The 11800-nt window shown below is 68.4% G+C and carries 10 protein-coding genes; 3 read left to right on the top strand and 7 right to left on the bottom strand.

All coding sequences use genetic code 11. The features are described from left to right. The first annotated feature begins 1 nt into the window (after nt 1). Entirely contained in the window at nt 2-778 is a 777-nt protein-coding gene (locus ING98_17750; GenBank protein MCA3103716.1) for a sulfite exporter TauE/SafE family protein, read from the top strand. A gap of 211 nt (nt 779-989) precedes the next feature. On the opposite strand, the gene ING98_17745 is transcribed toward ING98_17750, so the two are convergent. The 6 genes from ING98_17745 to ING98_17720 form a co-directional block, all read right to left on the bottom strand. Next, complete coding sequence (locus ING98_17745) at nt 990-3389, bottom strand: xanthine dehydrogenase family protein molybdopterin-binding subunit (GenBank protein MCA3103715.1); 2400 nt, start codon at nt 3387-3389, stop codon at nt 990-992. A gap of 3 nt (nt 3390-3392) precedes the next feature. Beyond that, on the bottom strand, nt 3393-3905 hold the full coding sequence (locus ING98_17740) for a (2Fe-2S)-binding protein (GenBank protein ID MCA3103714.1): 513 nt from the start codon (nt 3903-3905) through the stop codon (nt 3393-3395). Continuing rightward, on the bottom strand, nt 3893-4798 hold the full coding sequence (locus ING98_17735) for an FAD binding domain-containing protein (GenBank protein ID MCA3103713.1): 906 nt from the start codon (nt 4796-4798) through the stop codon (nt 3893-3895). Before ING98_17735 ends, ING98_17740 begins: the two co-directional genes overlap by 13 nt. Nucleotides 4799-4811: 13 nt before the next feature. Beyond that, complete coding sequence (locus ING98_17730; GenBank protein ID MCA3103712.1) at nt 4812-5828, bottom strand: tripartite tricarboxylate transporter substrate binding protein; 1017 nt, start codon at nt 5826-5828, stop codon at nt 4812-4814. A 79-nt stretch (nt 5829-5907) separates the two neighbouring features. Beyond that, nucleotides 5908-6957 (bottom strand): tripartite tricarboxylate transporter substrate binding protein, encoded by a 1050-nt coding sequence (locus ING98_17725; protein MCA3103711.1) that lies wholly within the window; start codon nt 6955-6957, stop codon nt 5908-5910. An 84-nt stretch (nt 6958-7041) separates the two neighbouring features. Continuing rightward, nucleotides 7042-7887 carry a carboxylating nicotinate-nucleotide diphosphorylase gene (locus tag ING98_17720; GenBank protein MCA3103710.1) on the bottom strand — a complete coding sequence of 282 codons (846 nt, stop codon included), beginning with the start codon at nt 7885-7887 and terminating at the stop codon, nt 7042-7044. A 136-nt stretch (nt 7888-8023) separates the two neighbouring features. On the opposite strand from ING98_17720, the gene ING98_17715 reads away from it, so the two are divergent. Continuing rightward, on the top strand, nt 8024-9526 hold the full coding sequence (locus ING98_17715) for an FMN-binding glutamate synthase family protein (protein MCA3103709.1): 1503 nt from the start codon (nt 8024-8026) through the stop codon (nt 9524-9526). A 39-nt stretch (nt 9527-9565) separates the two neighbouring features. On the opposite strand, the gene ING98_17710 is transcribed toward ING98_17715, so the two are convergent. Next, nucleotides 9566-9814, bottom strand: coding sequence for a DUF2970 domain-containing protein (locus ING98_17710; protein MCA3103708.1), 249 nt, complete (start codon nt 9812-9814; stop codon nt 9566-9568). A 115-nt stretch (nt 9815-9929) separates the two neighbouring features. On the opposite strand from ING98_17710, the gene ING98_17705 reads away from it, so the two are divergent. Next, the coding region (locus ING98_17705; GenBank protein MCA3103707.1) for an AAA family ATPase at nt 9930-11800 on the top strand (1871 nt) is incomplete at its 3' end.

The following is an 11800-nucleotide window of genomic DNA, read 5'->3' as shown; positions in this document are numbered from 1 at the left end:
CTTGAGCATCGAACTTTCGCTTGAACTGTGGGCTGCGGTGTTCGCGGTGGTCGCGCTCGCCGGACTGCTGCAGGGGGCCATCGGCTTCGGTTTCCCGGTGATCGCCACGCCGATGCTCGCGATGCTGATGGACATCCGGACCGCTATCGTCGTCACGGTGGTTCCGAACATCGTCACCGGCGTGGTCGCCATCCTGCGCGGCGGCAACTGGCGCAGCAGCCTCGGGCGCTACTGGCCGGTCGCCCTCTGGACGCTGCCTGGCGCGCTGCTGGGCACGAAGATATTGATCTTCGCCCCCCAGGACTGGTTGAAGCTGTTTCTCGCGGTCGCGCTGTTCGTCTACCTGAGGCAGGAGGCATTGAACCGGATCGACTGGTCGACGGTACGCGCGCATCCCGGACGTGCCGGCGCGGTGGCTGGTTTCCTCGGTGGCTTCCTGTCCGGCTCGGTCAACGTCGCGCTGCCGCCGCTGCTGATCTATTTCTCGGCGCTCGGGCTGCCGATGCTGGTGATGACCCAGGTGATGAACCTGTGCTTCGTCTCTGCGCGCATGGTGCAGACGACCGGCCTGGCACTGGCGGGCCAGATCGATCGAGCCGCGATCCTGATCTCGTTTCCGCTGACGGCGCTGGCGCTGCTGACGATGTGGCTCGGCTGGCGCATCCAGGACCGCATCGATGCGAAGACCTACAAGAAGCTGCTGAAGGTCTTCCTGTGGGCGATGGCGATCGGGCTGGCGGTGCAGAGTACCTGGCACCTGCTCGCGGCCGCAGGCTAGGCGCCTGCGCGGCGGCAGCGCATCGGCACGCGGCGTCTCGCGCCGTGCTCGCTCGCTGCTGCGGGGTACCCCGCTCCGCTCGTGTCCTCCGGCTTCAGTCTCGAAGACGAGACCGAAGCCTCCTCCTTTACCTCGCTGAGCGGGGTACCCCGCAGCAGCGAGCCCGCCTCCAGCGGGCACCCGGCCACTGCACCGGGCACGCCGGAAGCCGTCAGGCCTTCGTCGATGCGTCGATCAGTTCGAGCAGGCGTACCGGCGATACCGGGGCTTCGGCGAGCCGGATGTTCCAGGGCGACAGCGCGTCCTCGATCGCAGCCACGATGGCTGGCGCGACCGGGATCGTGCCTGCTTCGCCGATGCCTTTGACGCCAATCGGATTGGTCGGGGAGGGTGTCTCGAGGAACACGACTTCGATGGGCGGTATCTCGGTCGAGGTCGGCAGGAGGTAGTCGGCGAAGGTGCCGGTCACCGGTTGCGCCTCATCGTCGTAGCCCATCTTCTCGAACAGCGCGTTGCCGATACCGTGCACGATGCCGCCGTGGATCTGTCCCTCGGCCATGGTCGGGTTCACCAGGCGCCCGCTGTCGTGCACGGCGACGTAGCGCAGGATACGCACCGCACCGGTGCCGGGATCGACCTCGACTTCGCAGGCATGGCAGGCATTGGCATGGGCCTGGCTGTTGGTCTGGAACAGTCCGGTCGATTCGAGGCCGGGAGTGATGCCGGGCGGCAGCGAGTAGCCCGGCGCGCCCTTGAGCTTGCGCGCGATGTCGCCGAGCGTGACGAAGCGGTCTGGCGCCGCGATCACCTCGACGCGACCGTCGCGCAGCCGCAGCGCATCCATCGGTACGCCGAGCAACTGCTCGCCGACCTTCAGCGCCTTGTTCCGGACCTCGACCGCAGCCAGGTGGACCGACGACCCCGCCATCACGGTCTGCCGGCTGGCGAAGCCGCCCATGCCGAGGGAAATGCGGCCGGTGTCGCCGCAGGTCACGTGGATCGACTCGAGCGGCACGTCGAGCTGCTCGGCGGCGATCTGCGCCAGCGCGGTCGCAAGCCCCTGTCCCATCGCGAGCGCACCGGTGTACAGATCGATGCGGCCCAGAGGCGATACGCGGATCGCGGCCGACTCGAACGGCCCGCGCGACGTGGCCTTCACGGCATTGGCCAGCCCGAGGCCCAGGTAGCGGCCCCGGGCGCGGGCCTCGCGCTGCCGCGCCGGGAAGCCGGCATAGTCGATGTGCTCCAGTGCGGCGGCCTGCGTCGCCGGGTAGTCGCCGCTGTCGACGATGGAGCGTACGCCCGCGCGGTTGGTCAGCCCCTTGTCGTAGGGCATCTTCTCCGGCGGGATCAGGTTGCGCAGGCGCAACGCTGCGCGGTCGATCGCCAGCTCTCGTGCGACCCGGTCCAGCAGCCGTTCCATCACGAAGGCAGCCTGTGGGTAGCCGGCGCCGCGCACCGGGATCACAGGGGTCTTGTTGGTCTGGCAGATGATCACGTCCATCCGGTAGGCTGGAACGCGATACGGGCCGGTCACCGAGGTGGCCGCGTTGTACGGCAGGTTGATGCCCTGCGGCGTGTACGCGCCCTGGTCGTGCAGCAGCCGGCCGCGCACCCCGCGGATGCGGCCGTCCGCGTCCACCGCGATGTCGACATCCCAGTACTGGTCGCGTTCATGGATCGCGCTGACGAAGTGTTCCGCGCGGTCTTCCACCCACTTCACCGGCCGACCGAGGCAGCGGGCGGCTGCGGGGATGGCGACTTCCTCGGGGTAGGTGAGGTACTTGCAGCCGAAGCCACCGCCGACATCCGGTGCGATCACGCGCACGTTGTGCTGGTCCATGCCGAGCATCGCGGCGATCGAGTGCATCACCTCGTGTGCCATCTGCGTCGAAGTCCACACGGTGATCGCGTCCTCGACCGGATCGTGGCGGGCCAGCACGCCGCGGCCTTCCATCGGATGGGCTGCGCCCCGGTGCACGAACAGCGATTCGGTGAAGACATGCGCGGCGCCGTCGAACGCGGCGTCGACCTCGCCGAAGCCGACCTGCAGTTGCTCGGCGATGTTGGACACCGCGTCGCTGCGCACGACCGGCGAGCCGTCGTCGAGCGCCTGGTGGCAGTCGTGCACCACGGGCAACGGTTCGAAATCGACCTCGATCAGCGCCAGCGCGTCCTCGGCGATCGCGCGCGACTCGGCGACCACCATCACCATCGCCTCGCCGACGAAGGCGACTTCAGTACAGGACAGTACCCAGGGCGTGATGTCCTTCTGCAGCGTGGCCGAGGGGAAGCCCAGCGGCATGCGCAGGCTGGTCAGCTCGCGCGAGATCATCTCGGCATCGAACACCGCGACCACGCCGGGCAGTGCACGGGCGGCCGACAGGTCAAGGCGGGTGATCCTGGCATGGGCGTGCGGGCTGCGCAGGAAGGCCGCATGCAATGGATCGGGCATGCGGATGTCGTCGAGGTAGCGACCCTCGCCGCGCAGCAGTGCCCGATCCTCGATGCGCGGCGCGCGGGCACCGAACATGCGGCGCGCGGTGTAGTCGTCCGCAGGTGCAGCGGTTGCTGGCTCGATGACCTGGCCGGCTGGTACGATCGTGTCCATGGATCAGCGCGCTCCGGGGGCTTTCGATGCCGCCTGCAGTGCTGCGGCCACGATGTTCTGGTAGCCGGTGCAGCGGCACAGGTGCCCGGACAGCACGATGCGCACGGCTTCCTCGTCGGGCGAGGGATCGTCGCGCAGCAGTTCGGTCAGCGACATCAGGATGCCGGGGGTGCAGAAGCCGCACTGCAGCGCATGCCGGTCGCGGAACGCCTGCTGGAGCGGGCCGAGCCCGGACGGGCCCGGCGTTTCGCCGGCCAGCGATTCGACGGTTTCGACAGAGCAGCCATCGGCCTGTACCGCGAGCATCAGGCAGCCGCGGGCCGACACGCCGTCAACCAGCACCGTACAGGCGCCGCAGACGCCGTGTTCGCAGCCGACATGGGTACCCGTCAATTGCAGGTCCTGGCGCAGGAAGTCGGCAAGGTTCTTGCGGTCGGCAACGTCGCGCACGTATGCCTTGCCATTGACGATCACCGTGATGGTGCGAACGGGCTCTTCGCGGCTCATGGCGTCCATCCTGCATCGCTGGTGGGTCCTGCGGCGGCATGCGCCGCGCTGCGCGACAGCGCGACCGGGATCGCGCGCGCGGCGAGGGTGCTTGCCAGCCGCTGCCGGTACCAGGCGGGTATCTGCGGGTCCCCGAGTGCCTCGACCCTGCCGCAGCAGTCGGCGGCCGCGGCGATGTCATCCGCGCCGACACTGCTGCCCAGCAGCCTCGCTTCGGCGTCCGGGACGCGCATCGGCGTCGAGCCGACGCCACCGAGGGTGATGGAAACGCGGCTGGCGCGGCCTGCGGCGTCCAGTTCGAGCAGCACCGCGACCGCGACGATCGCGTAATCGCCATGGCGCCGTGCGAACTCGATGAAGGCCCAGCCGTGACCCGGTGCCCACGGCCTGAAACGCACCTCTGCCAGGATCTCGCCGTCTTCCAGCGCGGGCGTCATCAGGTCGACGGCGAACGCGCGCATCGCCAGCTCGCGGCGCCTGCCCGGGCTGACGATCGCGAGGCTAGCGTCCATTGCCATCGCGACGGTGGGCTGTTCGGCAGACGGATCGAGGTGGCAGAGGCTGCCGCCGATCGTGCCGCGGTTTCGCGTCTGCCGATGGCCTACCCACTGTATGGCCTCTGCCAGCAGCGGCAGGCGTGCCTTCACCAGCTGAGAGAACTCGATCTCGCGCTGGCGCGTCATCGCGCCGAACACGATGTCTTCGCCCTCTTCGCGGATGCCGGACAGGGCTGCCACGCGGTTCAGGTCGATCAGGTTCTCCGGGCCGACCAGCCTGAAGTTGAGCATCGGCATCAGGGACTGCCCGCCTGCCAGCAGGCGCGGGCCTGGCAGGGTGGCGGCGAGCGACAGTGCCTCGTCGAGCGTACGCGGCGCGTGGTAGCGGAACGGTGGGGCTTTCATCCGGTTGGCGCGCCTACTCCTGCTTGATGCCGGCGACGGCGGCAATGCGCCGGTAGCGTTCGACGTCGGCGCGCAGCAGCTTCGCCGTGTCTGCACCGGAGCGGAAGAAAGGATCGAGCCCGGCACCCGCGAGCTTTTTGCGCAGGTCGGTTTCCTGCAGCACGGCGCGCACGTCCGCCTCTACCTTCCTCACCACGTCATCGAGTGTCGCGGACGGGGCGAGCAGGCCGTAGTAGTTCTCGACCGCGAAGTTCTTCAGCTCGGGCATGCCAGAGTCGCGGAAGGTCGGAATGTCGGGTGCCAGCGGCGATCGGTCCTGGCTGCTCAGGGCCAGCGCGCGCAGCTTGCCCTGCTGCACGAAAGGCAGTGCGCTGGCGAGCGTGACCGCGATCACGTCGAGCTGGCCGCCGACCGCGTTGGCGACCGCGATCGCGCAGCTGTGCGGGATGTGCAAGGCCGATGTCCGGGTCTCGAACTTGTAGAGTTCCATCGTGAAGTGATGCGTCGTGGCCATGCCGCAGCTCGCATAGTCGAGCTTGTCGGGCTGGGCGCGCAGCAGGCCGGTGAACTCCTGAAGGTTGTTCGCCTTTACCCGCGGGTTCACCGCGAGCACGATCGGCGCGGCGGTGGCGAGCGCGACCGGCTTGAAGTCCTTCAGCAGGTCGAACGACAGCTTCGGCAGCAACGCCGCGTTGACCGCGTGCGAGGCGGCGACCAGCAGCAGGGTGTAGCCGTCCGGGTTCGCTCTCGACACGAGTTCGGCGCCGACACTGCCGCCGGCCCCGGTGCGGTTCTCGACCACCACCGGCTGTTTCCAGAGTTCGCCGAGCCGTGCGCCCAGGATGCGGCCGGTCAGGTCGGCGCCGCCGCCCGGCGGGAAAGTCGCCACGAACCGAACCGGCTTGGTGGGGAAGGAAGGCTGGGCGGCGGCCGTGGCTGGCAGGGCTGCGAGCAAGGCACACAGCAGCGCCGCGTTCAGGCGGCTGGCAGGGCGCTGCCGTGAGGAAGGACGCAGGGGATCGGAGGGCATGGGGTCGGTCCATTGAATGAGGCGCGATTATGCCCCGGCGCGCCAGCCCGCATCCGATCAGTCTGCATGACCGTAGCGGTTACTCCGGCTTGATGTTCGCGACCGCGGCAATGCGCCGGTTGCGCTCGATGTCGGCGACCAGCAGTTTGCGGGTATCGGCAGCCGACCGGAAGAACGGATCGAGGCCGGATGCCGCCATCCGCTTCTGCAGGTCCGGGTCCTGCAGCGAAGTGCGGACGTCGGCTTCGATCTTCGACACGATGCGATCGGGCGTTGCCAGCGGCGCAATGAAGCCGTAGTAGTTGTCGACGGCGTATGCCTTGAGTTCGGGCATTCCGGAGTCCCGGAACGTCGGGATCTCCGGGGCGAGCGGCGAGCGCGCCTGGCTGGCCAGCGCGATCGCGCGCAGCTTGCCCTGCTGCACGAACGGCAGTGCCGTGGCCAGGGTGACCGCGGCGATGTCCAGCTGTCCACCCATGACCATGGCGACCGCGTTCGCGCAACTGGTCGGGATATGCAGCGCGGCGGTTTTCGTCTCGAACTTGTACGACTCCATCGCGAAGTGATGGGTGCTGGCCATGCCGCAGCTTGCATAGTCGAGCTTGTCGGGCTGGGCGCGCAGCAGGCCGGTGAATTCCTGCAGCGTGGTCGCCTTCACCCGCGGATGCACGACCAGTGCCACCGGTGCCGAGGTGGCCAGTGCCACCGGCTTGAAATCACGCACCAGGTCGAACGGCAGTTTCGCCAGCAGGGCGGCGTTGACCGTGTGGGTGGTAGCCACGACCAGCAGCGTATGGCCGTCGGGTGTTGCACGGAACACCAGCTCGGCGCCGAGGCTGCCGCCGGCGCCAGGCCGGTTCTCGACCATGACCGGCTGCTTCCACAGTTCGCCCAGCCGGGCACCGACGATGCGTCCGGTGAGGTCTGCACCACCGCCGGGGGAGAAGGTGGCCACCAGGCGGACCGGTCGTGTCGGCCATGCCTGCGCCGTGGCGGCAGCTGCGGCGGCGCCGGGCTGGGCAAGGGCGGGCGCGCTGAATGCCGCGGCGGCGAAGGCCGCAAAGAGGGCGCTGGCAGCGAGCGAAGCCACGCGCTGGGCGGCGTGGCCGGGAAGGAATCGAACGTGCATGGTGTCGGTGCCTGTGATGGACGGAATGGAAGGGGCGGCTGGCGGACAGGCGACGTGCAGCCCGGGCGCGCCGTCGGCTGGGTGCTAAGCCTCGAAGCGCATCGACAGGTCGAGTGCGCGCACATCCTTGGTGAGGTTGCCCACCGAGATGCGATCGACGCCGGTTGCGGCGATCGCGCGCACCGTGTCGAGGGTGATGCCGCCCGAGGCCTCGAGGCGTGCGCGGCCGGCGGTGAATGCCACCGCCGCATGCATCCGTTCGACCGAGAAGTTGTCCAGCAGGATCAGCGTCGCGCCGGCGTCGAGCGCCTCGGCGAGCTGCGCCTCGGTCTCGACCTCGACCTGGAGCGGCTTGCCCGGCGCCACACGGGCGGCGGCCCGGATCGCCGCCGTGATGCCGCCAGCGGCCGCGATGTGGTTCTCCTTGACCAGCACCATGTCGTAGAGGCCCATCCGGTGGTTGGCGCCGCCGCCGGTGACCACTGCATACTTCTGCGCGAAGCGCAGCCCGGGCAGCGTCTTGCGCGTGTCGAGGATCCGTGCCGGTGCGCCTGCAATCGCATCGACATACTGACGGGTGCGCGTGGCGACGCCCGAAAGGAGCTGCAGGAAATTCAGGGCGGCACGCTCGGCCGTGAGCAGCGAGCGCGCCGCTCCGCTTACCCGGCACAGTGCCTGCCCGGGGGCCACGCGCTCGCCTTCGGCGACCAGCCACTGGACGGAAGCCGACGGATCGACCAGCCTGAATACTGCATCGAACCACGGTCGTCCGCACAGCACTGCCGCCTCGCGGGCGACCACCCGCGCAAGCAACCGGGTCTCTTCGGCAATCAGCGCCGCGGTCAGGTCACCGCTGCCGACGTCTTCGTCCAGTGTCCGGCGGGCGTCCTCTTCGGCGTGGCGGGCGATCAGTTCTGGCGGGAAGCTCATGCGTTCTCTGGAGGGGTCCGGGCACTGAAGGCGTCGATTCTAGCCAATTGCCCTTATGATCGCGCGATGGTCGCGAACAGCGTGCGCCGGCCGCGCCGATAACGGCAGACGACACTGCACGCAGGGGGAATCCTCGATGTCGGACATCACGCATGTCGTGTCATGGGGGCTGGGTACCATCGCCGGGTTTGCGGTCCTGGTCGCGCTGGTGTTCGTGCTGCTGCGCGACATCACCCAGCAGCGGCACACGATCCTGCGCAACTATCCGGTGATCGGGCACCTGCGCTACTTTTTCGAGAACCTCGGCGAGTACTTCCGCCAGTACTTCTTCGCCGGGGATCGTGACGAGATGCCGTTCAACCGCGCCACGCGCGGCTGGGTGTACCGGCTGGCGAAGAACGAGGGTGGCATCGTCGGGTTCGGTTCTACCTACGACCTGCGCCAGCCCGGATCGATCCTGTTCGTCAATGCGCCGTTCCCGGTGCTCGAGGCCGACCGGTTGCCCACGCCAGCGCTGATCATCGGGGAAGGGCATTGCCGGTATCCGCTGCCCGGGCGGTCGGTCGTCAATGTCAGCGGCATGAGTTTCGGGGCGATCTCGGCACCGGCGGTGCGGGCACTGTCGATGGGAGCGAAGGAGGCCGGCTGCTGGATTGACACCGGAGAGGGCGGCCTGTCGCCCTACCACCTCGAGGGTGGCTGCGATGTCATCATGCAGATCGGTACCGCCAAATACGGCGTGCGCAGCCTCGATGGCAGCCTCGACCGCAGCCGGTTGAGGGAGCTCGGCCACACGGTGGGTGCATTCGAGATCAAGCTGTCGCAAGGTGCCAAGCCGGGCAAGGGCGGGGTGCTGCCCGCGATGAAGGTGACCGAGGAGATCGCGCGCATACGCGGCATACCGCCTCATGAAGACTCGATCAGCCCGAACCGCCATCTCGACATCGCGGACATCGACCAGCTGCTCGACCAGGTCATGATGATCCGCGACCTGACCGGGCGCCCGTGCGGCGTGAAAACCGCCGTCGGTGGCCGGGACTTCATCAATGAACTGTGCGAGGCCGTCCTGCGGCGGGGACTGGACGCGGCGCCGGACTTCCTCGTGATCGATGGCGGCGAGGGCGGCAGCGGTGCCGCGCCGCAGGTACTCGCCGACCATATGGCCCTGCCGATTGCCGAAGCCCTGCCCGGTATCGTGGACGCGTTGATCGAGGCAGGGCTGCGCGACCGCGTGCGGGTGGTCGCCTCGGGCAAGCTGGTGACCTCGGCGAAGGCGGCGTGGGCATTGTGCGCCGGTGCCGATTTCGTGAATACCGCCCGCGGCTTCATGCTGGCGCTGGGCTGCATCCAGGCGTTGCGCTGCCACACGAATACCTGCCCGAGCGGCGTGGCAACCCATAACCGCCGCCTGCAGCGCGGGCTGGTGGTCGAGGAAAAATACCTGCGCGTTGCGCACTATGCGCGGAACATGGCGAAGGAGATCGACATGATCGCGCATTCGTGTGGCCTCAGGCATGCGCGGGAACTGCGGCGCGAACATGTACGCATCGTGCAGGACGCCAACCGCAGCATCGCGCTCAGCATGATGCATCCCTACCCGAAGGCCGGGGAAGGCGGCCGCGGGATACTGCGCGCCTGAGCGGGCCCTGTCAGTCGATGCGCTTGCCGGCTTGTGCGTTCAGCCGCCGGCGATGAAGAACACCAGGCCGAGCAGGGACGCGACCAGTACCGCAGCACCGATCAGGCCGCCGATGATCGCCTGTGCCGGCGTGATCGAGCTGGCATCGGATTCGAGGTCGCGCGCCTTGCGGATGCCGAGGAAGCTGCCCAGCACGGCGCGCGCCACCGCCAGCGGTCCGGCCCGTTGCGGGGCTGGCGTGGCGGCCTTGGCCGCTGCAGCAGGGGTGTCCTGGGCACGATCTTCCATGGAGGCAGGATAGCAGAGCCTCGGGCCAGCGAGCCAATGCGGCGGCGCCCGGGCTTGAAAGCGGGTGACTAACCCCAATCTCCCTCGAAGACGAGAAAACGGAGGGCCCAACCCCATGCGCTTCGACAAGTTCACCACCCGCTTCCAGGAAGCATTCTCCGACGCCCAGAGCCTCGCCGTCGGTGCCGATGGTCAGTTCATCGAGCCACAACACCTGCTGTTGGCACTTCTCGAGCAGCAGGAGGGCGGCACTGCGGCGCTGCTCGGCAAGGCCGGAGGCAACGTGACCGGGCTGCGCGAGGCGCTGCGCGGGGCCATCGCGCGCCTGCCGAAAGTGGAGGGCCACGGTGGCGAGGTCCAGGTGGGCCGTGACCTCGCGGCACTGCTCAACCTTACCGACCGCGAGGCGCAGAAGCGCGGCGACCAGTTCATCGCCTCCGAACTGTTCCTGCTTGCCGCCACCGGCGACAAGGGCGAGACCGGGCGGCTGCTCAAGCAGTACGGTGTCGCCCGTGCCGATCTCGAGAAGGCGATCAGCCAGGTGCGCGGTGGCGAAGGCGTATCCTCGCCCGAGGCCGAAGGCAGCCGCGAGGCGCTGAAGAAGTACACGGTCGACCTCACCGAGCGGGCGCGCGCCGGCAAGCTCGACCCGGTGATCGGCCGCGACGACGAGATCCGCCGCGCGATCCAGGTGCTGCAGCGACGCACGAAGAACAACCCGGTGCTGATCGGCGAGCCCGGCGTCGGCAAGACCGCGATCGTCGAGGGTCTCGCCCAGCGCATCGTCAACGGCGAGGTGCCGGACAGCCTTCGCAACAAGCGGGTGCTGTCGCTCGACATGGCATCCCTGCTCGCCGGCGCAAAGTACCGCGGCGAGTTCGAGGAGCGGTTGAAGACCGTGCTGAAGGAAATCGCCCAGGACGAGGGGCGCACCATCGTCTTCATCGACGAACTGCACACGATGGTCGGCGCCGGCAAGGCCGAGGGCGCGATCGACGCCGGCAACATGCTCAAGCCGGCGCTCGCCCGTGGCGAGCTGCATTGCATCGGCGCCACCACGCTCGACGAGTACCGCAAGTATGTGGAGAAGGATGCCGCGCTGGAGCGCCGCTTCCAGAAGGTGCTGGTCGACGAGCCGAGCGTCGAGTCCACGATCGCGATCCTGCGCGGCCTGCAGGAGAAGTACGAACTGCACCACGGGGTCGACATCACCGACCCGGCGATCGTCGCCGCAGCCGAACTGTCTCACCGCTACATCACCGACCGCTTCCTGCCCGACAAGGCGATCGACCTGATCGACGAGGCCGCGGCGCGGATCAAGATGGAGATCGACTCCAAGCCCGAGTCGATGGACAGACTCGACCGGCGGCTGATCCAGCTGAAGATCGAGCGCGAGGCGGTACGCAAGGAGAAGGACGAGGCCTCGCAGAAGCGTTTCGGCCTGATCGAGGACGAGATCGCGCGGCTCGAGCGCGAGTACGCCGACCTCGAAGAGGTGTGGAAGGCGGAGAAGGCGCAGGTGCAGGGCTCGCAGCATGTGAAGGAAGAAATCGACCGCCTGCGTGCCGAGTTGAATGACCTGCAGCGCCAGGGCAAGTTCGAGAAGGTCGCCGAGATCCAGTACGGCCGGTTGCCCGCGCTCGAGGCGCAGCTCAGGCACGCGACCGAGGGCGAACAGGTCGCGGTCACCGGAAAGCCGAAGCTGCTGCGCACCCAGGTCGGGGCGGAGGAGATCGCCGAGGTGGTGTCGCGTGCGACCGGCATCCCGGTATCGAAGATGATGCAGGGCGAGCGCGAGAAGCTGCTGCAGATGGAGGCCGCCCTGCACCGGCGTGTGGTCGGCCAGCACGAGGCAGTACGCCTGGTGTCCGACGCGATCCGGCGCTCGCGCTCCGGGCTGGCCGATCCGAAGCGGCCATACGGTTCGTTCCTGTTCCTCGGCCCGACCGGCGTGGGCAAGACCGAGCTGTGCAAGGCGCTGGCCGA

The sequence above is a fragment of the Rhodocyclaceae bacterium genome, assembly GCA_020248265.1.
Lineage (GTDB): Bacteria > Pseudomonadota > Gammaproteobacteria > Burkholderiales > CAIKXV01 > CAIKXV01.
Note: the sequence above shows the minus strand (reverse complement) of the source record. Positions and strands in the feature narration are given on the sequence as shown.